26 protein-coding genes and 1 pseudogene are annotated in these 25,788 nt (G+C 60.7%); 21 read left to right on the top strand and 6 right to left on the bottom strand.

What is annotated here, in order from left to right; all coding sequences use genetic code 11:
- Positions 1-148 precede the first annotated feature (148 nt).
- From ACWNRM_RS05475 to ACWNRM_RS05465, 3 genes are all read right to left on the bottom strand, one after another.
- Positions 149-544, bottom strand: coding sequence for an MAPEG family protein (locus ACWNRM_RS05475; protein ID WP_485169691.1), 396 nt, complete (start codon positions 542-544; stop codon positions 149-151).
- A gap of 89 nt (positions 545-633) precedes the next feature.
- On the bottom strand, positions 634-1,248 hold the full coding sequence (locus ACWNRM_RS05470; protein WP_485169692.1) for a LysR family transcriptional regulator: 615 nt from the start codon (positions 1,246-1,248) through the stop codon (positions 634-636).
- A gap of 2 nt (positions 1,249-1,250) precedes the next feature.
- On the bottom strand, positions 1,251-2,432 hold the full coding sequence (locus tag ACWNRM_RS05465; RefSeq protein WP_485169693.1) for a serine hydrolase domain-containing protein: 1,182 nt from the start codon (positions 2,430-2,432) through the stop codon (positions 1,251-1,253).
- 260 nt (positions 2,433-2,692) lie between these two features.
- Between ACWNRM_RS05465 and ACWNRM_RS05460 the strand changes: the two genes are divergently transcribed.
- The 5 genes from ACWNRM_RS05460 to ACWNRM_RS05440 all read left to right on the top strand — a co-directional run bounded on the left by ACWNRM_RS05460 (position 2,693) and on the right by ACWNRM_RS05440 (position 7,175).
- Positions 2,693-3,895, top strand: a complete 1,203-nt coding sequence (locus tag ACWNRM_RS05460) for an FAD-dependent oxidoreductase (protein WP_485169694.1) — start codon at positions 2,693-2,695, stop codon at positions 3,893-3,895.
- A gap of 179 nt (positions 3,896-4,074) precedes the next feature.
- Positions 4,075-4,959 (top strand): penicillin acylase family protein, encoded by an 885-nt coding sequence (locus ACWNRM_RS05455; RefSeq protein WP_485169695.1) that lies wholly within the window; start codon positions 4,075-4,077, stop codon positions 4,957-4,959.
- A complete protein-coding gene (locus ACWNRM_RS05450; RefSeq protein ID WP_485169696.1) occupies positions 4,884-5,087 on the top strand; it encodes a penicillin acylase family protein in 204 nt (67 codons plus the stop codon). The genes ACWNRM_RS05455 and ACWNRM_RS05450 overlap by 76 nt, the downstream gene beginning before the upstream one ends.
- A 234-nt stretch (positions 5,088-5,321) precedes the next feature.
- Positions 5,322-6,079 (top strand): IS5 family transposase gene (locus tag ACWNRM_RS05445; RefSeq protein WP_485169697.1). Its coding sequence is split into 2 segments (ribosomal slippage): positions 5,322-5,643 and positions 5,643-6,079, totalling 759 coding nucleotides; the frame shifts between segments, so codons are not numbered across the junction.
- Positions 6,080-6,110: 31 nt separating this feature from the next.
- Positions 6,111-7,175: a penicillin acylase family protein gene (locus ACWNRM_RS05440; protein WP_485169862.1), complete on the top strand. Its 1,065-nt coding sequence runs from the start codon at positions 6,111-6,113 to the stop codon at positions 7,173-7,175.
- A gap of 31 nt (positions 7,176-7,206) precedes the next feature.
- Here the strand turns inward: ACWNRM_RS05440 and ACWNRM_RS05435 are convergent, their stop codons facing one another.
- Positions 7,207-7,893 carry a DUF4410 domain-containing protein gene (locus ACWNRM_RS05435; protein ID WP_485172161.1) on the bottom strand — a complete coding sequence of 229 codons (687 nt, stop codon included), beginning with the start codon at positions 7,891-7,893 and terminating at the stop codon, positions 7,207-7,209.
- 87 nt (positions 7,894-7,980) lie between these two features.
- Here ACWNRM_RS05435 and ACWNRM_RS05430 point away from each other — a divergent pair, with 87 nt between their 5' ends.
- Positions 7,981-8,757, top strand: coding sequence for a helix-turn-helix domain-containing protein (locus tag ACWNRM_RS05430; RefSeq protein ID WP_485169699.1), 777 nt, complete (start codon positions 7,981-7,983; stop codon positions 8,755-8,757).
- Between the two features lie 94 nt (positions 8,758-8,851).
- Here ACWNRM_RS05430 and ACWNRM_RS05425 read toward each other — a convergent pair whose 3' ends face one another.
- Positions 8,852-9,013 carry a DUF3309 family protein gene (locus ACWNRM_RS05425; RefSeq protein WP_023978831.1) on the bottom strand — a complete coding sequence of 54 codons (162 nt, stop codon included), beginning with the start codon at positions 9,011-9,013 and terminating at the stop codon, positions 8,852-8,854.
- Between the two features lie 679 nt (positions 9,014-9,692).
- On the opposite strand from ACWNRM_RS05425, the pseudogene ACWNRM_RS05420 reads away from it, so the two are divergent.
- The 3 genes and pseudogenes from ACWNRM_RS05420 to ACWNRM_RS05410 all read left to right on the top strand — a co-directional run.
- A pseudogene (locus tag ACWNRM_RS05420) lies at positions 9,693-10,212 on the top strand (transposase family protein); the annotation flags it as partial.
- Positions 10,213-10,735: 523 nt separating this feature from the next.
- Positions 10,736-12,475 (top strand): glycoside hydrolase family 68 protein, encoded by a 1,740-nt coding sequence (locus tag ACWNRM_RS05415; protein ID WP_485169863.1) that lies wholly within the window; start codon positions 10,736-10,738, stop codon positions 12,473-12,475.
- Positions 12,476-12,623: 148 nt separating this feature from the next.
- The gene (locus ACWNRM_RS05410; RefSeq protein ID WP_485169700.1) at positions 12,624-14,183 is read left to right on the top strand and encodes a glycoside hydrolase family 32 protein; all 1,560 of its coding nucleotides are present in this window, start codon (positions 12,624-12,626) and stop codon (positions 14,181-14,183) included.
- Positions 14,184-14,191: 8 nt separating this feature from the next.
- Here the strand turns inward: ACWNRM_RS05410 and ACWNRM_RS05405 are convergent, their stop codons facing one another.
- The gene (locus ACWNRM_RS05405) at positions 14,192-14,602 is read right to left on the bottom strand and encodes a lytic transglycosylase domain-containing protein (RefSeq protein WP_485169701.1); all 411 of its coding nucleotides are present in this window, start codon (positions 14,600-14,602) and stop codon (positions 14,192-14,194) included.
- A 53-nt stretch (positions 14,603-14,655) separates the two neighbouring features.
- On the opposite strand from ACWNRM_RS05405, the gene gspG reads away from it, so the two are divergent.
- From gspG to ACWNRM_RS05345, 12 genes are read left to right on the top strand one after another with little or no spacing between them, the layout of a single operon-like run.
- On the top strand, positions 14,656-15,180 hold the full coding sequence (gene gspG / locus ACWNRM_RS05400; protein WP_485169702.1) for a type II secretion system major pseudopilin GspG: 525 nt from the start codon (positions 14,656-14,658) through the stop codon (positions 15,178-15,180).
- 8 nt (positions 15,181-15,188) lie between these two features.
- The gene (locus tag ACWNRM_RS05395) at positions 15,189-15,968 is read left to right on the top strand and encodes a prepilin peptidase (protein ID WP_485169703.1); all 780 of its coding nucleotides are present in this window, start codon (positions 15,189-15,191) and stop codon (positions 15,966-15,968) included.
- Complete coding sequence (locus ACWNRM_RS05390; protein WP_485169704.1) at positions 15,961-17,658, top strand: GspE/PulE family protein; 1,698 nt, start codon at positions 15,961-15,963, stop codon at positions 17,656-17,658. Before ACWNRM_RS05395 ends, ACWNRM_RS05390 begins: the two co-directional genes overlap by 8 nt.
- A gap of 22 nt (positions 17,659-17,680) precedes the next feature.
- Positions 17,681-18,946: a type II secretion system F family protein gene (locus tag ACWNRM_RS05385; protein WP_485169705.1), complete on the top strand. Its 1,266-nt coding sequence runs from the start codon at positions 17,681-17,683 to the stop codon at positions 18,944-18,946.
- Positions 18,930-19,358 carry a prepilin-type N-terminal cleavage/methylation domain-containing protein gene (locus tag ACWNRM_RS05380; protein WP_485169706.1) on the top strand — a complete coding sequence of 143 codons (429 nt, stop codon included), beginning with the start codon at positions 18,930-18,932 and terminating at the stop codon, positions 19,356-19,358. Before ACWNRM_RS05385 ends, ACWNRM_RS05380 begins: the two co-directional genes overlap by 17 nt.
- Entirely contained in the window at positions 19,355-19,765 is a 411-nt protein-coding gene (locus ACWNRM_RS05375) for a type IV pilus modification PilV family protein (protein WP_485169707.1), read from the top strand. Before ACWNRM_RS05380 ends, ACWNRM_RS05375 begins: the two co-directional genes overlap by 4 nt.
- Positions 19,762-20,364, top strand: coding sequence for a prepilin-type N-terminal cleavage/methylation domain-containing protein (locus ACWNRM_RS05370; protein WP_485169708.1), 603 nt, complete (start codon positions 19,762-19,764; stop codon positions 20,362-20,364). Before ACWNRM_RS05375 ends, ACWNRM_RS05370 begins: the two co-directional genes overlap by 4 nt.
- 19 nt (positions 20,365-20,383) lie before the next feature.
- Entirely contained in the window at positions 20,384-21,457 is a 1,074-nt protein-coding gene (locus ACWNRM_RS05365) for a PilN domain-containing protein (RefSeq protein ID WP_485172160.1), read from the top strand.
- Positions 21,454-22,077 (top strand): type II secretion system protein GspM, encoded by a 624-nt coding sequence (gene gspM, locus ACWNRM_RS05360; RefSeq protein WP_485169710.1) that lies wholly within the window; start codon positions 21,454-21,456, stop codon positions 22,075-22,077. Before ACWNRM_RS05365 ends, gspM begins: the two co-directional genes overlap by 4 nt.
- Positions 22,074-22,580 (top strand): hypothetical protein, encoded by a 507-nt coding sequence (locus ACWNRM_RS05355; protein ID WP_485169711.1) that lies wholly within the window; start codon positions 22,074-22,076, stop codon positions 22,578-22,580. The genes gspM and ACWNRM_RS05355 overlap by 4 nt, the downstream gene beginning before the upstream one ends.
- Complete coding sequence (gspD, locus tag ACWNRM_RS05350; RefSeq protein WP_485169712.1) at positions 22,577-24,955, top strand: type II secretion system secretin GspD; 2,379 nt, start codon at positions 22,577-22,579, stop codon at positions 24,953-24,955. The genes ACWNRM_RS05355 and gspD overlap by 4 nt, the downstream gene beginning before the upstream one ends.
- Complete coding sequence (locus ACWNRM_RS05345) at positions 24,952-25,779, top strand: type II secretion system minor pseudopilin (protein ID WP_485169713.1); 828 nt, start codon at positions 24,952-24,954, stop codon at positions 25,777-25,779. Before gspD ends, ACWNRM_RS05345 begins: the two co-directional genes overlap by 4 nt.
- Positions 25,780-25,788: the final 9 nt, after the last annotated feature.

Raw genomic sequence — 25,788 nt, 5'->3', positions numbered from 1 at the left:
CCGGAGGAAACAGCGCCCGATCTGCCCAAAGCGCAGACCAAAAGTCACCCCAGGAGCCGTCAGTCAGAATGACAAAGCACTAAATCACCAGCCAGCTCCATCAACCAACGGTTCTTCGATCTCTCCAGGTTTGATATTTGGACAGAGCCTATCCGAAAGCCAGCGCCCAGAGCGCAAGGAGCAGGCCCAGAAGCGAGATCATGAAAACCACGGTTCGCACGACAGGCACACCGACGGCATACAGCGGCAGATAGATCACCCTTGCTGCCAGATAGATACAGCTGCCCCATTGCGTCTTCCACCCCGCATGACCCGCAAGCAACGCCGCCAGTAGCGTCGCAAGGAAGAGGGGCAGCGTCTCGAAAAGATTGGCCTGCGCGCGCGCCAGACGTGCAGGTACAGGCTGCAACTCTGGCATCTTGCCGTCTCGTGCACCCATATTCCATTCCGTACCATACTGGCGCGTCTTGGCGGCGCCTGCCCAGAATATGTTCACAAGCGCCAGCAGAACCAGCCCCGCAATGACATAGAATTCGATACGCATGATGAGCGGTCTTTCCTTGAGTTGATGGCTTCGCCGTACAGCACCGGCAGTCGGGAAGTCGGCATATTTCGAACGATTTTTCTGGCAATTCAGGCAGGGATTTGCTTGAGGCTGACCAGCTGGATCTCGTCTTGTCCCTTCTCACCGTGTCGAAAGGCAGATAGCGCTTCGTAAACCCGCATCCTCGCCCGCATGACCGAACCCAGTGGACGATGCGCACTGAGCCCCTGCGACGGGCAGAAAACAAGATGATCCTCAAAGAAGGCCGCGCGTTGGGCATTGAAGGCGTTCTGCACGGGAAAGCTCAGCCTGCCCACTGACCTAAAGGGGGCCTCATCGGCCGACCAGATGACGGAGGCATCTTCGATAGGTTGCGTCTCGGCGTTGTTCCAGAGCTGAACGCGCATGTCGAACACCACCTCATGCCCCCCTCTGCCGGTGCGCAGGTTTTCGGCCAGACGGGAGAGATCGGCAAACTGATCGAACAGGGCTGTAATGCGCGGCAGAATGATCTGTGCCTCACGCGTGGGCACCAGACGGCCTTTCACGCGATCGAACAGCGCAAAACCAAGAGACTGCTCAGCATAGTGCAGCGCCTTGCTGGCAGCGGGTTGCGACACATTCAATGCCTCGGCGGCCTGACGCAGCGAGCCTGTCCGCATAACATAATACACCAGTTCGATGGAGCGCAGGCGCAGTGCCATGATCAGCCCTGCACCCTGTCCGTTCTGTCGATACCGAGCGCACGGGCGGCCTCCGTTGCAATCGCGCGCCGAAGCGCCACCACGCTGTGACCGCCTAAGGGGTGCACACGATTGGTGAGGATCAGCACATAGCTGTCGCTCACCGGATCAATCCAGAGGGACGTGCCGGTAAAACCCGTATGCCCGAAGGAGCGGGGCGAAAACAGGTCGCCGCGCGGTGTGGAATAATGGGTGGCAATATCCCAGCCCAGGCCGCGCAGATCACTCTTGCCGGAAGGCTGCTGCGGCGTCGTCATCAATTCCAGCGTCTCACGACGCAGCGGGAACGTGCTGGCACGACCGGCCAGCCGGTCCAGCAGGGCCTGAGCGTACAGACACATGTCATGCGCATCGGAAAAAAGTCCGGCGTGCCCTGCCACACCGCCCATGCGACGTGCCGTTGGATCATGCACCACGCCACGCAGCATGATGTCCTTTTCGTCGAACTGGGTCGGGGCGATCAGGGTACCCAGCGCCGGGTCGGGGCGATATCCGCTATGGGTCATGCCCATGGGCCCGAGGATAGAGCGGGCGACATAGGTATCGAGCCCGAGACCGCTCAGCTTTTCCACCACCAGCCCGAGCGTGATGTAGTTCACATCACTATAGACAAAGGCATTGCCCGGAATGGTGGCAGGGCGCATGGCCATGACGCGTTTCACCGCCTCCTCCTTGCCCTGCCAGGGCTGGCTCAGATCGATATCGGGGGGCAGACCGGAATAATGGGTCAGCAGCAGGCGTATGGTCAGAGCGCCTTTTCCACCGGCCTGGAAACCGGGCAACAAGGACGAGACAGGCTGATCGAGGCTGAGTCTGTTCTGCTCGACAAGCTGCATGATCGCGAGCGCCGTCATAGTCGGCTTGGTCAGGGAGGCCATGTCAAAGCGCGTATCCCAGCTTTCGGCCTCACGATGGGGAACCAGCGCACGGGCACCATAGACAAAACGGTGAACGACGGCCCCGTGATGCCCGATAGCCAGCACGATACCGGGGCACTGACCGGCTTTCACAGCATCCCGCGCCAGGCGGTCCACCCCCGCAAAAGCAGAGGGCGCCTCACAGCCAGCAAGACCGAACAACGCCACGCCCCCGCACAGCAATGCACGGCGGGGCAGAACCATTTTTGTCTCAGGCTTCGTGATCATGTCGCATCCGGTATGACGGTCCAGTTCGGTTGCGCAACATCACCACACCCTGCGGCATCGTGATAGCCCCGGAATACGGCACAAGCCCTGCCCGTTCGATATGCTGACAGGGCAGATTGCCTGTACTCTCAGCCACTTGAATCGAATGACGTGCGCCGGGTCATAACCTGAGGTTAAGGGTTCGCAGTATCTTCCCAATGGATGCCCCGCCCCATGCCCCCTAGGCTTGACCTGTTGCACGAGAAACAAAGGCAGGGTCCGTGGCGCAGCGTCAGTCCGTTACTGTTATCGGGGCCGGTGTCATCGGTCTTTCGACCGCTTTTGTCCTTTGGCGCGATGGGCATCATGTCACCCTTGTCGAACGTCACGACACCCCCGCCAGCGGGGCCAGCCGGGCCAATGGGGGCCAGCTTAGCTATCGTTACGTATCGCCGCTGGCCAGCCCATCGGCCCCGCGTGAGGCACTGTCATGGCTGGGGCGCCCCGGCTCGCCTGTAGCCTTGCACCCCAATGCCAGCCCGGCACAATGGGTCTGGCTCGCACGGTTCCTGCGGGCCTGCACCCCGGACAGGTTCCGGATGGGCGGCCAGGCTTTGCTGGCTCTGGCCCTCGAAAGCCAGAGCGAACTCGCGACATGGCGCAGCGCGGGTCTGGGCGGTTTCGACTGGGAGAGGCCGGGGAAACTCATCCTGTTTCGCGATCCACGCAGCATGCAGCGCAATGTGGCCAATCTGACCGATCCGCAGAATCAGCGCGTCCTGTCACCGGATGCATGCCTCGAACTCGAACCGGCTTTTGCTGCACTCCGGCCCGGGCTGGCTGGTGGTCTCTTCACGAAGGGCGAGGAGGTGGCCGATTGTCATGCCTTCTGCCTGAAACTAATCGAGACCATGCGCCAGTCCGAACGCTTCCGGCAGGTTCAGGGCGAGGCCAGTCTGTCACGACGGGGCACACGCTGCATCGTGCATGTCGACAACAGGGCTTTGCCCTCGCGTCTGGTCGTGCTGGCAGCAAGGCTGGGGTCAAGAGCACTGGCGCGCCAGATCGGGCTTACCCTGCCGCTCTATCCGTTGCAGGGTTATTCGCTCACCCTCACGCCCGCTCCAGGCCATCTGCCTGCCGTCAGCGTCACCGATTATGACCGGCGCGTGGTCTATGCCCGCCACGGCGCAAGACTGCGCATCGCTGCGATGGTCGATATCGGTCGGTCGGGCCCGCGGGCCGATACGAACAGGATTGCGCAGCTGCGTCACCTCGCGCAGGAAGCCCTGCCCGGCGCAGGCCCTTATGAACAGGCCGAAAGCTGGATTGGCCAGCGTCCCGCCACGCCGGATAGTGTGCCGATTATCGAACGCGGCCCGTGCGAGAACCTGTTGCTCAATGTCTGTCACGGGGCGCTCGGCTTTACCCTGGCCGCCGGATCGGCCCGCCGGATTGCAAGGCTCGCTGCCCAGACCACGTAATACGTGGTGCTACGCCCTCACTCCCATAACCCTCGCTCTCGACCAACAACATCCTTGGAAAGGACAAGCGCCATGCCCTCTTCCCCCCTCACAGGTCGGCGCGCCCTGCTGCACGCCAGCGTCTGTGCGGCTCTGGCTGCCTGCCACGCCATGCCCGTGCGAGCGCAACACCTGCCTCCATGCAGGGTCTTGAAGGATTGAAAGCCCCGGTCACCGTCATTGAGGATCAGTGGGGTGTCCCTCATGTACGTGTAGAGACGTTATGGGATGCCTTCTTCGCCAATGGCTATCTGATCGCCCGGGATCGCTTGTGGCAGCTCGATTTTGGGTACCGGCAATCGATTGGTCGACTGGCAGAGGTCTTCGGCCCCGATTTCGTTCCTTCCGATCAGGCCGAGTGGGCGCAATACGACCCGACTGTACGCGATGCCGCTGGCGCCTATGTTGCCGGGATCAACGTCTTTATCCGCACCCTGACCGACAAGGAGAGGCTCCCGCCGGAATTCGCGCTTTATGCCTATCGGCCTCTGGAATGGTCACTGGATGACCTGATCCGCATGAGGGCCGAGCCCACAGGCAACACAGCGCTTGAAATCAGAAGGGCGCGTCTTGCGGCGAGGGGCGAGGCACTCTTCGATCTTGATGGCTTCATCACCCCCCGCGAACCCGACAGCCCGCTCGTTGTCCCGCAGGGGCTGGATACGGGCGCCGTGTCACATGACGATCTTGGCGCGCTGGGTGTGCTGCAAAAGCGCCTGCCCCTTGGGGCCATTCATGCCGCAACCCTGCATGGCGATATGGGCCATCGCCGCGCCAATGAGGGCAGCAATGCCGAGTGCATCGCCCCGCATCGCACGGCGATGGGACGCCCCATTCTGGCCAATGACCCGCACCTCTCCTTCGGCGTGCCGGGCCCTCGTTATGTGATCCACCTCACAGCCCCGGGTCTGGATGTGATCGGGGAGGTATGCCGGGAATACCCGGCATCATGCAGGGCCATAATGCCGATATTGCCTTCGGGCGTACCGATTTCCATATCGATCAGGAGGATCTGTTCGTTCTGAACACCCATCCTGATCATCCTGACCGCTACTGGCATGACGGGGCATGGCGGGAAATGACACACAGGCGCGAGACCATCGCCATACGTGGTGCTGCCCCTCAGGAGATCGTGCTGCGCTATGCCGCGTAGGGGCCACTGATTGCACAGGATCTCTCCCGGCGACGTGCCATCGCGGTATCCGCCACATGGCTGGCACAGAGGGCCAATGCCCTGCTTGGTAATATCGGCATCAATCTTGCCAGGGACTGGCCCCAGTTCCGTGCGGCTTTGCGCCATCACACAAGCCCCACCAATTTCACCTAGGCTCAGGACCCATTGATTTTTACAGGGAGTTTTGATTCAGGCTCTGTGAGGAGACTGAAGATGAGCGATCTGTTTTGGCTGACGGACGAGCAGATGGCGCGTCTGGAGCCATTTTTCCCAAGGAGCCATGGCAGACCGCGCGTTGATGACCGGCGTGTATTGAGCGGGATCATCTTCGTGAACCGCAATGGACTGCGCTGGCGGGACGCTCCGCGAGAATATGGGCCGCATAAGACGCTCTATAATCGCTGGAAGCGGTGGAGTGCTGCGGGGATTTTTGTCCGTCTGATGGACGGCCTGGCGGCTGGCAGAGCGGACAATCAGACGATCATGATCGACGCGACGTACCTGAAGGCTCATCGTACGGCCTCGAGCCTGCGGATAAAAAAGGGGGCTCAGGCCGCCTGATCGGGCGGACCAGAGGCGGCATGAACACGAAGCTGCACGCGGTGACGGACAGAAATGGCCGCCCGATCAGGTTCTTCATGACAGCAGGCCAGATCAGTGATTACATCGGGGCCGCTGCCCTGCTGGACGATCTGCCCGCTGCAAGGTGGCTCCTGGCCGATCGCGGTTATGATGCCGACTGGTTCAGGGACGAGCTGGAGGGAAAGGGGATCAGACCCTGCATTCCAGGCCGGAGATCTCGCACGACGCCCGTGAGCTACGACAAACGCAAATACCGGCGCCGCAATCGTATCGAGATCATGTTCGGCCGGCTCAAGGACTGGAGGCGCGTCGCCACACGCTACGACAGATGCCCGACCGTGTTCTTCTCAGCCATCTGCCTCGCCGCTACCGTCATGTTCTGGCTATGAGTCCTGAGCCTATGCAGACCGGCACGGTAATATCGGCTGGCAGGCTGCTGGCGGGCTTCCCCACCGCCGCCCGCATCATGATGGCCTCATGCCTGCCCCCGGCGATGGAAGTTTCGACTGGCTGGGATTACGCCCGCTGGAGGATCTGCCCCACCAGTTCAATCCGGCCAAGGGCTGGTTCAGCACCTCCAATGAAATGAACCTGCCAGAGCCGCCGGGTTTCACCATCAGCCATGAATGGAGCCCGCCCTATCGCCATGAACGGGTGGAGCAGGTGCTCGATGCCACCCCTCGGGCCAGCCTGGCGGACAGCATCGCTCTGCAGCACGACACGCTTTCGCTTCTGGCGCTGCGAATGGTCGCGCTGCTACCGGAGCATGACGCGCGTGATACGCTCTCCCGGTCCGCGCTGACTCTGTTGAAAAACTGGGATGGTCATGTGACGGCCAGCAGTGCCGCAGCAGCGCTTTACGAAGTCTGGGTGACCCGGCTTGGCAAGGCTCTGCATGAGCGCTTCATCCCCTCCGGACTCAACGATCTTCTCGCAGCCGAACTCAGCCCCATGACGCAGCTTGGTCTGCTGGAAAACGCCCGGAATTTCGGTGGCACGTCACCAGAGCAGCGCCGCGAGATGTTCATGCTGGAACAACTCGACCGGGCCTATGCCGAATGTGTTTCGCTGATGGGGCCATTGCCCGCTGCCTGGCAATGGGGGCGCCTGCATAGTTTGACCCTGCATCATGCTCTGGAAAACGACCCGGCCATCGCCGCCAGTTTTCCCTCGCCGGGTGGTCCTGGTTTTGGTTCCGGCGGTGACCACTACACCGTCATGGCGCGGTGGTACGATCCCGGTCATGTGAAGGACAACCCCTATGCCGTAACGGGCGGGGCGAGCTTCCTGATGGTTTGCGATGTAGGCGCATGGGATAATTCGCTCTTTCTCAATTTCCCCGGGCAATCAAGCAATCCGGCCTCGCCCCATTATGCCGATCTGTTTTCGCCCTGGTACAAGGGCGAGATGCAGCGCTTGCCTTTTTCCCCTGCCCAGGTGGATCGCCTTGGCGTCAAACGCGCGCTTCTGACGCCCAGAGGGTAAGATTTGCTCCGCGCCATGTAGGCAGGGCTTTTCAGAGGCGTGAGAGCCACGAGGTTGGCGGGCGCGGATAGGGCCAGTTTCTAGCCTGAAAATACGCGGCCAATCGTTCGTCGATGCGATCTGTCGTCTGCTGAGCCTCCTGCGCCAGCCCCTGACGCAGGGTTCCGGGGACACCCAGCAACGGCCCTGCCATATGCACGGCTGTCCCCGCTGCAGACGCAGCCGACGCCACGCCAATACCTGCCCCCGGCATGGCGCCCGTGGTGCTGGTCGTGACGAAGCTCAGCAAAGGCGTGTGTCGACTGCCCGCCTCCGCCAGAACGGTCCTGACCTGAAGCTCAGCCTTGCCCGCACCATAGCCGATCAGCAGGCGCGCCACGGTGCTTCCGGGCCGGATTTTGGTCAGCGTGCAGGTCAGGGTCATATCGGCGGGCTGTCCCGATGCCACCACAGCAAGATGACGGGCAGACAGCATTTTCTGCAAATCGTTCATCAGTGCCACCCGGGTTGTCGCCACGGCTGCGTCATGACGCCGGGCACGATCGGCCTTGCGGGGCGGCACGCTCTCATCATCGATCACGAGGGTAATCTGATGGGGTGGCAGTAGGAAAGGATCACTGGCCGTGACTTCGGACGCCACATGCGTTCCGGCGCAGCCAGCCAGCAGGAGAAGGGGCAGCAGGATGGCGAGCCATTCCCGCAGCGTCCTGAGACACATCTTTACGGTATTCATGCAGCCAGTATCGCCAGCGCGTCGCTGGCCCGCTAACATGATCAGGGCATGTACCAACAGGATCGGGCCATAATGGGTATAAACGCACCCCTGCTGATCGACCGTATCGGAAGCGAGGCTGATCTGTTTCTCGACCGCGATCGTGATCGCACTGAGAGTATTGCCCTTCATCGGCACCCGCACGGTGAACTCGGTCTGATAAGGCGGGGGCATATTGTTACGGCTACCGAACAGGCGCGATGGATGATCCCCGCCGGTCAGGCCTACTGGGTTCCACCTTACATGACCCATGGTGGCGACATGGCCGGGGTCGATGGGTGCCGGCTCTATATCTCCGCTTCTCTCGCCCAGGCGCTCATGCCGAGCGAACCTGCTGCCCTGACCGCGACACCTCTGATGGAAGCGCTGATGTCACGTTGGGAGCGCGATCTGCAGGCCCCCTGCCTCGTGCGCCCGATTGACCATCATCTTCTGGCCGTCATGCGTGATGAAATTGAAAGCAATCTTGCGAGCCCCGTACTTTTGCCCATGCCGCGTCATGCCCTGACTCGCGCTGTGCTGTCGGAGTGGGCCCGCCATTGTGAGGAAAAACTGTCGCTCGATGAGCTTGCATCGAAATGTGGTCTGTCCCGGCGGAGCTTCACGCGTCGTTTCCATGCCGAAACCGGCTTGTCGCCGGGGGCATGGATGCAGATCGCCCGCATTATACGGGGCTGCCAGCTTCTGGCAGCCGGACTACCAGTTACCGAAATTGCGCTCATGCTTGGTTATGAAAGCGTGACGAGTTTTGTCACGTTGTGTCGGGCCCATACCGGGTTCAATCCGACAACACTCAGGCAGAAGATCTGAAAGGCGACCTGCCGTGATACCTGCCGTGATATTGGATCAGGGGGAGAGAGTTCTCCCCCGCCCATATCCCGTCCGATCAATACGGGATGACCTGTCAGAGGCGGCCCATAAGGATAAGAATCAGCAGAACAAGAACAATCAGTCCGACGCCGCCGCCAGCGCCATAACCGGTCCAGGCCGTGCCATACCAGCCGCCATAGCCCCCGAATGTGCCGAGCAGAAGAAGAACGATGATGATGATGACAATGAGATTCATGGCGAGCCCCTGTGATCGGTAGCCTTGATTGCGCCACCGTAATCCTATCACGCCCAAAAGGGTGGCAAGTTCACCCTATGATCCGGCACATCCCATATTTTAGGTTTCCCGGGCATTCCTGCCACAGCTGTTACATGATTGCTGGAAGAGAAACACATCGCGCACAGCGCATCCCAGGCTGCGTCTCCCAATCATGACAGTGCTGGTTTACCTGTTTCAAGGCCGCAACCGGAACGTTCGTTAACGCCTCCCTGCGTCACAACGCCCCTTTTCCGGAATAGCCATACTGCTGAACCGTGCGCCCATATCGGTGTGGCCGTGCATCGGCGTGCGTCCGGATAAATGTCACTGACCAAGGCTCACCCTCGCTCCCGAGTTTCGCCTGGGCGGCCCGTATCCTGCGGTATTTCTCCTATGAGATTCCTATACGGCATGAGGTCTCTTCCTCTGTCATAACTACGCCCCCGGCGGGATAACGCTCCCCTCACTCTGGGAGCTTTACCTATGCTGGACAGTCTCTACTGCGCGCTCGGCATGATGGGTTTTGCGCTGTGCCTCGGTTTCATTTCGGCCCGCAAGAGGATCTGACATGACGCCCAACTTCGCTCTGGCGGGCCTCGTGACCCTGTCTGTCAGGTCCCGTGTTTTGATGGTGTCGTTTCGCGAGCATGGAAGCCCTATGGGACAGATACGTCATGGGAGCCCACGACCATGTACACAGTGCGAGCAGCAATACAGGGATCGCAGCCGTCGCTCCCGACGCTGAGCGAGGCGTCAGGCATCGTCCCGGAAACCATTGTGAAATAGCGAAAGCATCGGACGGTTGCGGATCAGAAAACCGGCCCCAAGAAATGGCGCTCAACAGTCCTTTCCGAGACGGACAAGGCGATATTGTAGTGTTTCGACGCCATACATTGCTGCCGAGGGATGACTGCCCTTGTCCCCTGCAAGCCAGCATTCCCTATCTGACATATTCGGCTCTTCATCGCTGTGTTTAGCGTCACGAGATCTCACGGCTGCCAGCCATTGAGGGAGACAAGCCCCAACGACAGCACTTCAGACGCGACCCGATTGGGTTCTTCCATCTTGATATCGCGGAGGTCCAGACTGCTCAGGGCAAGCCCTATCTCGTCATTGCCATCAACCGGACCAGCAAATTCGTTGTCACACAACTGGTCGTAAAAGCCGACCGGAAGACGCCTGAAAATATCTCGAACGTTTCCCGAGCGTTATTTCTTGCCTGTAAACCCGTCCTCTCCCAAGCCGGTTTATATCTTGCGCCCCCGTCCGAAAAACAGGGATGACCTCTGTCACCGTGACCAACATCGGCTACCGTCTGGTGCACGGTGAGTAACAGCACTATCCACGTCGTTCGGAGCGATATCAGTGTCACGACAGTGACAGACGCTCACAAAAAATGTTTCACCAAAAATTTTCCTATTAATGCAATTATAAACAAATATGACTCACTACATTGATTATTATCTTTCTCGCAGGACTTGCCGAGCCGAATACTCCCTGCTGCTGCCCGGTCTCAAGATAGACATCTTTCTGCCATTAATCTGTCGTTAATTAAGAATTGACTCTCATAACGTTTTTGTGACCAGTTAACGATGCGCTGGAGGAATGTAACGCCACCAGGGCACGAGACACGGGATCATGATGCGTGACGGAGCAGTAACGTTCCTGCCATGCCTCATGACGAAATCATTCGAGGGTGACATGGCAAACAGGTTCCGAAAGAGAGCGATGCTCAATCTGTTGCTGGCCGGATCGATGGTCGCAACATTCACCAGCCAGGCGGCTTTTGCCCAGCTCAACCCCGACGCCCTTCGTGAGGCGTTCCGCGTTGCGCCCCGCCCCGGCATGATGCCGCATGGCGCAAAACTGTATCCGGGCAGTTCGCTGAATGGCGTGCCCGGCTTCCCGTTGCCCACCATCCACACCCAGAAAGCCTACGACCCGCAGGACAGCTTCACGGCACGATGGACGCGTGCCGATGCCATGCAGATCAAGGCCCAATCCGACACCTCGGCCGGTGCAGGCAAGAATTCGCTTCCCGAGCAGCTCGTCATGCCTGATGTCCCCGCCGATTTTCCGGCAACCAACCCTGATGTTTGGGTCTGGGACACCTGGACGCTCATCGACAAGAAAGCCAATCAGTTCAGCTATAACGGTTGGGAAGTCATTTTCTGCCTGACCGCCGACAAGAACGCCGGCTATGGCTTCGATGACCGTCACACCCATGCCCGTATCGGCTATTTCTACCGCCGCGCAGGCATCCCGGCGAGCCGTCGCCCGACCAATGGGGGCTGGATCTATGGTGGACACCTGATTCCAGAAGGGGCGCAGGAACAGGTTTTTGCCGGAACGACCTATACCATCACCGCCGAATGGTCCGGCTCGATGCGTCTGCTCGACCCCACGAGCAACAAGGTGTCGCTGTTCTATACCGATATGGCATTCAACCGGAATGCAGCGGGTCAGGATATCACCCCCTCACAGGCGGTGATCACCCAGAGCCTTGGCCAGATCCATGCCGATTTCAACCATGTCTGGTTTACGGGCTTCACGCAGCACACGCCGCTTCTGCGCCCCGACGGCGTTCTCTATCAGAATGGCGCACAGAACCCGTATTACAACTTCCGCGATCCGTTCACTTTCGAGGACCCCCAGCACCCCGGCACCAACTACATGGTGTTTGAAGGCAACACGCCCGGTGAGCGTGGGCTTGCCAACTGCACGGCCGAGGATCTGGGTTATCGCGCCAATGACCCACACGCCGAGACCGTTCAGCAGGTGCTGAACACGGGTGCATATTACCAGAAGGCGGCTATTGGTTTGGCAGTCGCCGAGAATGGCTCCCTGTCGAAGTGGAAGTTCCTGTCGCCGCTGATCGAAGCCAATTGCGTAAACGATCAGACCGAACGTCCCCAGATGTATATCAAGGACGGAAAGTACTACATCTTCACCATCAGCCATCGCACGACCTATGCGGCCGGTGTGGACGGACCTGACGGTGTCTATGGCTTCGTCGGCAATGGCATCCGCAGTGATTTCCAGCCCATGAACTACGGAAGCGGGCTTATGCTCGGCAACCCGACCAACCTGAATATTGCGGCTGGCACCGACTACGATGCCAATCCGGACCAGAACCCGCGCGCCTTCCAGTCCTACTCGCATTACGTCATGCCGGGCGGGCTCGTGGAATCCTTCATCGACACGGTTGAAGGACGTCGTGGCGGTGCGCTGTCACCGACCGTCAAGGTTCGCATCCGTGGCGATGCGTCGATTGTCGACACACGCTATGGCAATAACGGTCTTGGTGGGTACGGCGATATTTCGGCCAATCGCGCCGATATCAATATCGTCGGTTTCATTCAGGATCTGATCAGCCAGCAAAAGCAGATCGGCCCGGATGTGAATGCCCGCATGAAAGCCTTCCTGACCACACAACAATAAGCGTCCGGTGATCGGCCTGCCCCGCGCAGGCCGATCACTTTCCTTTGGGTATCCTCAGCTCCGGGTGATGATGTCACAGCGCCATAAACGGTTTTTTCCTTGCGCAATACTTTGCGCGCTCTCCGGGCTCATCGCGCCTCTGGCGGCCATGACTGCCTGTCCCGCCGCTGCGCAGGCTTCAAAGCCAACAGGCAATAGCTCGAGTACCGCGAGCGAGACCCCGCAATGGCGTCCCGCCCTGCATTTCTCTCCTCGTGCGCACTGGATGAATGACCCCAACGGGCCGTTCTGGCTGGATGGGACATGGCATCTTTTTTATCAGTATAATCCGGATGGTATGGTGTGGGGTCATACCTCATGGGGCCACGCGACCAGCCATGACCTTCTGCACTGGCATGAGGAACCCGTTGCGCTCGCTGCTTCGCCCGGGCGTGACATGTTTTCAGGGTCAGTTGTAGTGGATCGAGATAATCGCTCCGGTCTGGGCAAAAACCACATTCCGCCACTGATTGCGCTCTATACCACTGTCTTCTCACAGGATCCGGCCCACCCTGACGGTACGCAGGCACAGTCACTTGCCTATAGTCTTGATCGCGGCGCGACCTGGGAGCACCACGAGCGCAACCCGATACTGACATTGTCTCCGGACTCACGACAATTCCGTGATCCGTCAGTGATCTGGTACGCGCCGGGACAATACTGGGTCATGACGACCGTCGTCGCCGATGCGCAGGTGGTCAAGCTCTACCGCTCCCGCGACCTGAAGCACTGGGATTTTCTGAGTGATTTCCAGCCGAACGGTTATCGCAAGCCCGGCATGCTGTGGGAGATGCCCACTCTCGTCCCGCTCGATCTTGATGGAAACCGTAAGGACACCCGCTGGGTGATGATCGTCAGCGTCAATCCCTGGAGCATTGCCGGGGGATCCGGGGTAGAATATTTCACAGGCCGCTTTGACGGCACGAAATTCACAGCCGATCCTCTCCCTCCTGAAGGGGCCGACCCATCGGCCTATCACTGGCTCGATCATGGAGCCGATAATTACGCGGCCATACGCATTGCCAACACGGCAGGTCTGTCGCCCCGCCTGATCAGCTGGATGAGCAACTGGGATTATGCTGACAAGCTTCCTACCGCACCCTGGCGGGGCCAGATGACCTTGCCGGTTGCGCTTTCGCTCAGGACACTGCGTGGCAAGCCGCATCTTTATCAGATTCCGACACCTGAATACGACGCGCTCATCGCCCGCTCTCCCTCCCGCAGCTGGGCAGGTCATACGCTGGCCGCAGGTGGGGTCTGGTCCCTCTCCGTGCAGCACGAGGTAGAGGATATTTCATTGACCCTGCACAGCGACGGCAAGGGGCAGGCAGGCATTACGGTGCGTCAATCTGAAGATGGTCAGGAAGGGACGCGCATCAGCTATGATTTTGCCCGTCACCTGCTGTCGCTGGATCGCTCCCATTCCGGAGTGACCGATTTTTCAGGCAAGTTCAGTCCGATCCACATTGCCTCATTGCTCCCGCACAACAACACCATCACCCTGCGCCTCGTGGTGGACCGTTCCTCTGTCGAGATTTTCGCCAATGACGGCGAGTTACGGATGACGGGTCTGATCTTCCCCCATGAAGGCAGCACGCACATCTCGCTGTTTGCGCAGGATGCCCCGGCATGGGTCGAGACCCTGCACGTCACCGGGCTTGATCATTGAACGGACGCTCAATGATCGCCATTCTGGAACAGAAGGCGTGCCGCACCCAGCACGCGCTGCTGGTACGCCAGATTGAGCGCGATGGTATGGGAATGGTAATTTCCGACCGCTCGCATGAGATCACCATGAGATTCATTGAGATAGAGGCGCATGATGGCCCCCGCTGCGCTGATATTGTAACAGGGCTGGGTCAGCAGATTGCGGTAAACGCTTTGCGGCGTAGCATGGGTAAACTGCGCAATAGGCCCAAGCCACAACGTGTTGACCTGCATCACGCCGAGGTCATCCGTTCCGTTACTGTTATGACGCACCATGCCATTGCGACCATTTTCCACCCCCAGAATTGCGGGAAGAACCCTGGGTGGCAAATGGTACAGGGAAGCAACAAAAATCATGCAGCTCGCATACGCCACGGCCATATTGCGCTACACTCCTCCCTTATTCAGGGCTTTTCATATCGGACACATTATTGATGCGCCTTTTTGACACGCTAGCACAGCCCCGTTGCGCCAAAACAGGCGAATGGCCCGTCCGGACCACGCAGCGGCCCGACCAAACCGAAGGCAAAGATATCGGCGTTCCCTCCGATACCGACGAGGCCGGGTTCACGCTGCTCGAATTGCTGGTGGTGATTGCCATTCTCGGTTTGCTGATCGGTCTCGTCGCCCCCGCCGCATTGCGTCAGTTGGGTGGCGCGCGCAATTCCGTCGCTCATCAATCCATTCAGCGGCTAGGCGAGGTTCTGGATCTGTATCGTCTCGACACAGGAAGCTACCCCAGCACTGAAGACGGGCTGCACGCGCTGATCGAACGCCCGCAGGACGCCGAGAACTGGAACGGGCCTTACCTCAAGGACAATGCTGATCCCAAGGACCCGTGGCACCACCCTTATATCTACAGCAACCCCTCGGAACGACCGGGCCATGATTATGACCTCTGCTCAAAGGGCGCTCATGAAGCGACGAGCGATCGCGCTGCCATGATCTGCAATCCCTGAACGCCCCCATGAATTTCGCGCTCCCTCTCCATACAGGCCTCGTCATCGCCTCGCCGTTCATCGGGTCCTTTCTCGGTGTGCTTGCCTGGCGGCTGCCAGAGGGGCGCTCGCCTTTCTTTACCCGGTCACGCTGCCCGAACTGCGATTGCGTGCTTGGCGCCCGCGATCTCATACCGCTGGTCAGCTACGCCATACAGCGTGGCAAATGCCGCTATTGCCAGTCGGCTATCGATGCGTTCCACCCGGCGATGGAAGTCGCGGCCCTGATCGTTGCGGGAGCCGCTGACTGGGCCGTGCATATGGCGCCGGATCGTCTCGACCTGTCGCACCTCATGATTCAGGGATGCCTGTTTGGCTGGTGGCTGCTGTTGCTCGCAGCCATCGATCTGCGCAGCTCAACCCTGCCGGATTACCTGACTCTCCCCTTGCTCGGTATCGGGCTCGCCTTCGCAGCGCAGCATGGTCGCGCCGAGTTTCATCTGCACAGTCTGGCTGCCTTGCTGGGCTGGGCCGCATTTGGCGGCGTCGCGCTGCTTTATCGCAAGTTGCGGGCGCGGGACGGGCTTGGCGGTGGCGATGCCAAGCTGCTTGCCGCAGGAGGCGGATGGCTGGGACCATTCATCCTGCCCGAGATCGTGTTTGTGGGCGCTGTCGTGACACTGGCCGGCGTGTGGCTTACGCGAAAAGCCAGCCTCAGCGCACAGACGCGTATCCCGTTCGGCCCTGGGCTCGCCTTTGCCTTGTGGGGCGGCTGGTTGCTCGAAATCATCGGACAGACCTATGGCTGAGCGTCAGCATGACGGCCGTCTCGAGGCGTTAGCTTCCCTGCTGGTCGACAGAGGATATTGCGACCATCGAGGGCTGGACCGCGCTGCACGTGCCGCAGAGCAGAGCGGTGGTCGCCTCGACCAGATCCTGCTGCAACTGGGTCTGGTATCAGAAGCGCTCATGGCCAGAACCTATGCTGAGTTGCTCGATATTCCTCTTGCGGGTGCTGACCATTATCCGGCTGATCCGGTTCTGACCGGGCAGCTCAAGACACGTTTCCTGCGTGATGCGCATGTTGTGCCGCTCTCGTTGGAGGGAAACACGCTGGCTCTCGCCATGCGCGACCCGCTGGACAGTTTCACGCCTGCGGCCCTGCAGGCGGCGACGGGACTGACCATCGCAACCCATGCCGCCCTTCCAGTCGAGCTCGAAGCCGCGCTCGACCGCCTCTACCCGGATGAAAGCCGCGAGGCGGAACCCGAACAGGCAGAGGGCAATGCTCTTGAAGACGACGCCGAACGGCTGAAGGATCTGGCTTCGGAAGCACCCGTGATCCGTCTGGTCAACCAGATCATCAATCGTGCGGTCGAGACCAGGGCTTCGGATATCCATATCGAGCCCTTCGAGGACAGGCTGCGTGTGCGCTATCGCTATGACGGCATCCTGCATGAGGCGGAAACACTGGCGGCCCAGCTTGTGCCCGCCGTGCTCTCACGCGTGAAGATCATGGCGCGCCTAGATATTGCCGAACGACGCCTGCCCCAGGATGGACGGATCAAGCTTGCCGTGCGTGGGCATGAAGTCGATTTTCGTGTGTCCACCATTCCGTCTCTCTATGGCGAGACACTGGTCCTGCGCGTTCTCGACCGGTCGGGCGCGGTCTTCGATTACGCCACGCTGGGGCTGCAACCCGGCATTGTCGGGGGCTTGCGCAAGCTTCTCGAGCGGCCCAATGGCATCGTTCTGGTGACCGGGCCAACCGGATCGGGAAAAACCACAACACTCTATACGGGCCTGTCCGATCTCAATGCCGTCACGCGCAAGATCGTCACGATCGAGGATCCGATAGAGTATCAGCTTGGCGGCATCAATCAGGTGCAGGTCAAACCGCAGATCGGACTGGATTTCGCCGCCCTGCTGCGCGCCATTTTGCGTCAGGATCCCGATGTGATCATGGTAGGCGAGATACGCGACCGGGAGACAGCCCAGATTGCCGTGCAGGCGGCTCTGACGGGGCATCTGGTTCTGTCCACACTGCACACGAATTCAGCATCCGCCGCCATCATACGCCTGCGCGACATGGGGGTAGAGGACTATCTCATGACCGCAGTGCTGCGTGGTGTTCTGGCCCAGCGCCTCGTGCGTCGCCTCTGCCCTCTATGCAAGACGCCCTACACGCCACCTGCGGCTCTGGTTCAGGAATTGCAGCTTGATCGTTTTGCCCCGGGGGAGCCTATCACCCTTCATCATGCGGCAGGTTGCGCTTCCTGCCGCCATACAGGCTTCAAGGGCAGGCTTGCAATCGCAGAACTGCTCGAACCCGATGAGGCCATTGAAAAACTCGTTTTCGAGAAAGCCGATCATCTCGCGATAGAACGTGCAGCCGTCGCAGCCGGCATGGAAACCCTCTTTGATTCCGGCCTTCGTGCAGCCGTCGATGGCCATACCACCATCGAGGAAGTCATGCGTAGCGTGCGCGCTGTCGGTTGAGTGTGGCGAGCGCAGCCCTTTCATGACAGAATTCCTCTACAGGGTCATTGACCGGCAGGGCACCCCGCAACAGGGCATCCTCATGGCCGACACGCAGGAAGACGCTGTCGCGAAATTGCGACGCCAGGGCTACATGCCCATTCATGTCGGTGTCGCGGAGAAAGGCGCAAAAGGGCGCACGAGGTTTGCGCCCGCGTCTGGCACAGGAACCATGCAGCGCTCTGGCGCGCAGGGCTTCAGCCTGAGGCGACACGGCGTAACGCGCGTTGAGCTGGCCAATCTGACACGCGAACTCGCTGTCATGCTCGATGCAGGGCAGGATATGGATCGTGCCCTGCGTTTTCTGATCGAGACCACGTCATCCCCCCGCATAGGTGGCGTCCTGAAAAATGTTCGGGACAGGGTCCGTGACGGACAGGCGCTTCATTCGGCACTTGCCACGAGCCGGGGTGGTTTTCCCCCGCTCTATATCGGCATGGTGCGGGCGGCTGAGGCCACGGGAGATCTGGCCCCCACCATGGAACGGCTCGCCGGGTTGCTCGAGCGCGAGCGCGCGCTGATCAGCACCGTCCAATCGGCCATGATCTATCCCGCTATCCTCACCCTGACGGCTATCGGATCTGTCACGTTGCTGCTCACGAAGGTCCTGCCGCAATTCACGCCGCTTTTCGAGCAGAATGGCGCGACCCTGCCGGCCTCCACGCGCCTTCTGACGGAGGCAGGCGCTGTCATCGGTCATTACGGCCTGGCCATGCTGGTCATCATATTTCTGACAGGTATGGGCCTGCGTCTGGCCATGCAGCGCCCGGCCCTGCGCCGCCCGGCCGACCGCCTGCTGCTTCGTATGCCAGGGCTCGGCCGTCTGGTCTCGGAAATCCTGGCCGCGCGGTTTGCCCGTATTCTCGGCACCCTGCTGGTCAATGGCATTGCCCTGCTTCCGGCACTGGGGATCGTGCGTGACGCGCTGGGCAATCAGGCCGCCAGCGCCGCCATCGAGACAGCTGCCGAAAGTGCACGTTCGGGCGCGGGGCTGTCAGCAACACTGGGCGCCGCTGGCATTTTTCCGACAAGGCTGATCCATCTGCTTCAACTGGGTGAGGAAACCGCACGCCTCGGCCCCATGGCGCTCAGGGCCGCCGATATTCACGAAGATCAGGCCCGCATTGCCATTCAGCGCCTTGTTGCCCTTCTGGTCCCGGCCATCACCATCGTCATGGGTCTGATGGTGGCAGGCATCGTCTCGTCGCTTCTCCTCGCCATGCTGAGCCTGAATGACCTTGCCCAGTAGAGCGCAGGCCGAGTCCGGCTTTACCCTGATCGAGATGCTGGTCGTGCTGGTCATTCTGGGCATGATTGGCGCCATTGTGGTCCAACACGGCGCCTCGCATCCTGCACGGCTCGAACTGCGTAACGCGGCGCGACAGATCGCCGCCCTGATGCGCGAGACCCATGCCCGCGCGCTCTATACGGGGCGTGCCCAGGAGCTCGATATCAACCCGCTTTCCGGAAGCTATGTCTCCACCTCGGCAGCTGCGGGAGCCCTGCCCGCCATTACGATCACGCCAGATACGAGGAGCGTGTTCCGCTTCTACCCGGATGGCAGCGCATCCGGCCCCGTGCTCGGGCTCAGCCGGGGGGCGAGCCGCATGACACTGGGCGTCAACTGGCTGACCGGTGCCATCGAAAGCCACGGCGGATGATGGAGGTGGAGGGCGCGCATCCTTCCTCCGAAGACGGCTTTACGCTCATTGAGGTGCTGATTGCGTTCATTATCGTCGCGCTGGCGCTTGGGGTCGTCTATCGCGGCATGCTGGATGGCGTTGCGGCAGGACACGTCGCCACCGCCACGCGCGAGGCTCTCTCACGGGCGCGGTCACATCTCGATGCCATCGGTCACGGCATGACCCCCGGTGCTTTTACCCAGAGCGGCGAGGACGGACATCATTTCCACTGGCGTGTCACCATGACCCCACTGGAACATCGTGGAGGAACTGTCCTCTACCACGTCACCGTAACGGAATCCTGGCCTGACGCCTTTACCCTTTCCGGCCAGCGCGCCGTCACCCTAAGCAGCCTGTGTTCCGGTCCGGCGGAGGGCACACCATGACCCCGCGCCGTGATGATGCGGCCGGGTTTACCTTGCTGGAGCTGTTGATCGCTCTGGTCGTGTTCTCTCTGGTGCTGCTGGTCCTGCGCCAGGGTTTCGACGCCGCCACGCGCCTGTTCGAGCAGCAACGCCAGACCCTGGCTGCGCAGGATGATCTGGATGCAGTGGACAGGTTTGTAAGGCAGGTGGTTGCCAATGCCGATGCAGGCAATGGACGCGAGGGGCCGCTCCTTGTGGGCACGAACCATCGCCTCACATGGCGTGGCCCCGTGCCCCATGCCCTGCAAACACAGGCTGAGGCAATTTCCGGCGGAGGACGGGCAAACATGGCGCTCTTCGTGGATGACGCGCATCGGTTCGTGCTGCAGTGGTCAGCCTATCGGCATGTGATCGAACCCCCGACGCCTGTGGAACAACGGGTCTTGCTGAGCGGTCTCGAGGGCGTGGAGTGGCATTATTACGCATCCGGGCACTGGAGCCCGACATGGTATGGCAATACCCTGCCCGAGCTGGTGCGCCTGCGTCTCGTGTTCGCGCCGGGCGATGCGCGCCACTGGCCCGATATCGTGGTGGCACCCCGCCTGAATCCTCTACCGTGAAGCTGAAGGAAAAGGAGACATGGTGATGCAGCCTTTCCTTGTCTGGTGGTGGCGCCAGATCCGGGCCGTTTTGCCGGAACGTGTCACGACAGCACTTGCCGCCGTTCAACGCCCGGTGGTTGAGGCCGTCGCCACTGACGACGCCCTGACACTCTATCTGCGCGAGGCGCGCAGCCGGATCATCATCGGAACGCTAGGGCAGTCGGAAACGCTGGATCTTGAGACCAGCGCGCGATATCGCGCCCTGCGCAAAGGCAAGGCACGCCATGCTGCCATCAGGCTTGTTCTGCCGGCAGGGCGCATCATGCAGCGCGATGTCACCCTTCCCCTCGCTGCGGAACAGGACCTCGCGGCCATTCTCGCCTATGAAATGGATCGCCTGACGCCGTTCGATGCCGAGGCGCTTTACTGGGACTTTATCGTACTCAGGCGCGACGAGGCGCTCGGACAGATCATGCTCCGTCTCTCCGTCGTTCCCCAGGCATCGCTACGCCCCTTGTTCGAGCGTCTCCACCTGCTGGAAGCTCATCCGCAAGCCATTGCTGATGAGACCGGAGAGACCCTGATCAGACAGCCTGTTGCGCGTCCTCTCGTGACCCGCCTGAGCGACCCACGTTTTGCATTGCCTCTCGGCGCATGCACTCTTTTCGCCTGCCTTCTGCTGGGTCTATTGTGGCATCAATCGCGTGTTCTCTCAGGATATGAACGCCAGATTGACGCGCTGCGCGGCCCGGCGCTGGAGGCCAGTGCGTTGCGTCGCACGATTGAAGACAGGCGCATGGGCGAAGGGATCGTGAACAGGGCGAGGCAACGCCTTGGTGACCCGATGCAGATCATTGCCGCCCTGACCAATCTGTTGCCTGATGACGCGTGGTTGACCGATCTGAGCCTGAAGCAGGGCCAACTGCTGATTAGCGGGCAATCCCGTGATCCCGCTGGGCTGATACAGGGGCTTGGCACGTCGCCAGTTCTTCGTAATCCGGGCTTTATCGCGCCTGTCACGCGCCTTGCAGGACAAAATGCCAGTGCGTTTTCAATACGAGCGGAAATTGGTCATCCCGTTGGCACACCCCATACCGGAGCGAGACCATGAGGACACGGCTCCCATTAGCGCTGATGCGTCTGTCTCATGATCTGCCAGAAGGGCGAAGGGGACGCGTGCTGGCCCTCATGCTCCTTCTGATGGCGGTCGCCCTTGTCTGGCTGATGATCGTCGGTCCACTGATCGGGTTTTACAGCCAGTACGCCAGCCGCATTGCCCTGGCACAGCAAACGGCGGAGCGTATGGCCCATCTGCAGGAAATCCTGCCCCATTTGCGTCAATCTGCAGCGCACCGTCCGTCATCGGCACCGCAACTGATCGATGGTGCGAGCGACACCATGGCGAGTGCCACATTGCAGGACAAACTGGCGCATCTCGCGAGCCAGTCTGGCATCGAAATCAGCAGCAGCGAGACGCTCGCCCCAATCAGGGAAGGCAGTTACCGGCGCATCGGGTTGCACATCACGCTGTCTGCCCCCTATCCAGCCCTGATTCACTTTCTCACTGACCTCGCACAAGCCTCGCCTGCCCTCGTCGTGGACGGGCTTCATCTCCATGCATCCGAAGATGAGGGTCGCAGCGCCGATGCCCTGTCATGCGACATGGGGGTCTTTGCCTATCGTCGTGACATGGCGCTACCGGCCCGTCTCGCGAAGGAAACAGCCCCATGAAAGCCCCCCTGCCCGTACGCGGCGTCATGCTTTGTGCTTTTCTGATGATACCCCGTGCCGGGTTCTGCGCCGGTCCCACGCTAGCCGATCGGGCCACCTGGCAGGACCATAGCCTCGCCCGCCCACTCTTTGCCCCGACGCGACGCCCTTCCCCGACTGGCAATGCCCTGGCTGGTACGCCCCGCCTGACAGGTATTATCGAAAACGGGGGAGTCAGCCGTGCCATTTTCATGATACCGGGTCAGGAACGTGGCGTTATCGTACCGTTGCAGGGTCATATTGGTAACTGGCAGGTTATTGCGATCGGAAAAGGCACCATCACCATTCGCGAGGCCGGTCAGGACAGGCTGATGCGCCCCGATCGTGACCGGTCATCCGCACCGTCAACGCCTGATCATGTTCCTCGAAGCGAAAACCGGCCCGAAACCTTCTCGCGCGATGAGCTCTCGCGTTTCGCCCCTCCTGCCTCATCTGACACTCCTCCACCAGGTATGCCGCAATGATCGTTCTGCCCCGCGCCTTTCCTTCCCACGTTCTGTCACACGGCAGACAGGATGCCCGCAGACAGGCCTCCCTGCGTCTTGGCCTCACTGCTCTGGCCGCAGGCCTGACTCTTGGCCTGACCGGATGCGACAAGCCGGTGCCCAAACCCAAACCCCTTGGGGGTCCGATGCCGCTGGGTGGATTGCAGGATATTCCGCAGGAGGGACGCCTCTCATCGGCCGATCCAACCGGCAAGGCGCGCTACAGCCTCGCTCGCCCGAACGTTCCCACCCTCCGCGGAAGCGGCGACACAGAAGGTATCGGTCAGGTTTCGCTCAATTTTGCCGATACGGATGTGCGCGATGCCGTCTCGCAGATTCTCAACGACATCCTGCACGTCAATTACGCTATCGATCCTGCCGTGCATGGACAGGTGACGCTCAGAACCAGCGAACCCCTGACCAATGCCCAGCTTCTGCCAGCGCTGCAGGTGATCCTGGCGCAGGTTCATGCTGTGCTGGTGCATGGTGACGGCCTGTATCGTGTCGTGCCCAGCCAGTCGGCACCGGGTGCCGCGCAGGGTGCGCTGGCGGGCATGGCTGACAGCCTCTCGATGGGTGGCGACCTGATGGTCCCGCTGCGCTACGCACAGGCCAGTTCTCTCGCCCATGCCTTGCAGCCCTTCGTGCAGGGTGGCGCTCGCGTTGCAGCGATAGACAGCAGCAATGCCCTGATGGTGAGCGGAGACCCTTCGGCCCGCAACGCGCTGGTCGAGGTCATTCATGCTTTCGATGTGGACTGGCTGAGCAGCCAGTCCTATGCGCTTTTACCTGTCGACTCAGGCAATGCGAAGGACATGGCAGGCGCGCTGCAATCAGCGCTGCACGGGGCCGGTAATTCGCTCTCGAAGCTTGTGGACGTCCTTCCCCTTGCACGTGTCAATGCCGTGCTCGTGGTGGCACGCAACGCGCGCTATATCGAGGATGCCAGACGCCTGTTTTCTGTCATCGAGCAGCATCGCAGAGCAACTGTAAGAAGCTGGCATATTTTCTATGTGCAGAATTCAAGCGTCAATGACGTGACCTATACGCTTCAGCAGGCCTTCACCCCGGATAATGTGACAGCCACACCGCCCGGTTCGGGCAACAGCCAGACAGCACAGACCGGCATGGGAGGGGGATTGAATGGGGGCGGCCTGAACGGCGGAGGGCTGACCGGTGGGGGGCTGAATGGGGGCGGCCTTACAGGGGGGGGGCTGGGCGGAGGTCTGGGGGGCACCGGCACGACCACCTTTGGTCAGACAGGGCAGAACACGGCAGCCCCTGCAGGTCAGGCTGGCGGCAATGCGTCTCTCAACAATCCGCTTCTGGGTGGGCTCGACAGCTCAGGCGGCGGAGACCACAATACCGACACACTGCGTATCCTCTCGAACGCCCAGCATAACGCCATTCTGGTTCATGCCACGGATCAGGAAAGCGATACGATCGAGCAGATGCTGCGACGTATCGACGTCATGCCGCTTCAGGTGCGTATCGACGCTGTTGTGGCCGAGGTGCAGCTCAATGATGCCCTGCAATACGGCACGCAGTTCTTCTTCAAATCCGGCGGCATCAATGGCGTGCTGAGCACCAACAGCCAGACCATCACGGCCGGCACACTCGCTACAGCCGCGTTCAGCCACACCCTGCCCGGCTTCATCATCGGCGGGGCAAGCGGTGGCGGTGCGCCGTTTGCTATCGATGCCCTGCAAAATGTAACCACGGTGCATGTGCTGTCCTCGCCTCAGCTCATGGTGCTGGATAACAGGGCTGCACGGCTTCAGGTCGGGCAGCTGGTACCCGTGCAGATCGGCTCGCAATCCAGCACAATCGGAACTTCCGTCTATAACCAGTTCACCTATCAGCCTACCGGCGTAATCATGGAGGTGACCCCCCATGTCAGCCAGAGCGGCCTCGTCACGCTGGATGTGTCACAGGAGGTGAGCTCTGTCAGTTCCAATGCAGCCAGCAACACCAGCAGCGCGGCCAATCCCACTTTCAATGATCGTTCCGTCAATTCGCGTGTGGTCGTGCAGGACGGGCAGACAGTGGGGCTTGCCGGGCTCATCACCGAGAACTCATCCCGCGCCAATATCGGTATCCCCTGGCTCAAGAACATCCCGGTTCTGGGCTTTCTGGCGGGGAGCCAGAACAATAGTCGTCAACGCACCGAATTGCTGATCCTGATCACACCCCATGTCATCCACGACCAGCGCGATGCGGTGAACCTGATGGAGGATCTGCGCGACACCCACCCCAATGCTGCCGATGTACCAGACGAGATGAAGTCGATGCACACGACCGGCAGCGCCGACCCCCAAAAACGCCTGCGCGAGAAACTCGGTCTGGATCGGTGAACACGAGGCAGCCAGCATGGGAAAGACAGGAGCGCGGTTTCGCGCTGGTGATCGTGCTCTGGGCGCTGGCGGGGCTCTCACTATTGACGGCCATGACGATCGCCAGCGCAGGCTCGGCCTTGCGTGAAACACGGCTGCTGCGCGACACGGCCCGTATGGAGACCCTCGCTGAAGGCGGTATCGCCAGCGCAGTCTTTCACGAAAGCGGGCCAATCGCCACACGCTGGCCACTTGATGGCACACCGCATGTCAGCCGGATTGATGGTCTGAAGCTCAGTATAAGCCTCAAAAGTCAGGCCGCTACGATCAACCCCAATACTGCCCCCCTGCCACTTCTCGCTGCGCTATTCGTGGAGTGCGGTGCAACGCCCGATCAGGCGGCAATGATCGCCCGGGAGATGGTGTCATGGCGTCGGCAGGCCCAGGCGCAGGACCCGAATGAGCGACAGCGCTATCTTGCCCTTGGGTTACGCTATCTGCCGCCCCATGCCCCGTTCCAGTCGCTGGATGAGCTCGCGCTTGTGCCCGGCGTGACACCTTTGCTTTTGGCTCGCGCGAGGCCGCATCTCTCGATCGTCCAGCCTGAGGAACTTCACGCCCCGATCTCCGACCCTGTCACCCGACAGGCGCTGGCCCGCGCGAACCTCCCCGCCCTGCCTGCCGCAAGCGGTGACCAGAGGCATGCCGCCAGTTTCGTCGCGACCGTCATCGTGACCGATGGACACGGGGGCGCCTCTTACCGTCAGGCTACACTTTTGTCCGATAGTGGTCTCTCACTGGCACGGATCATAGCAGAGCGACGAGAGAGCGATGAGGCACGCTGACCAAGCATT

The organism is Asaia sp. A2 (genome assembly GCF_057319415.1).
The sequence above is the reverse complement of the archived record's forward strand: the minus strand, read 5'-3'. Positions and strand labels throughout refer to the sequence as shown.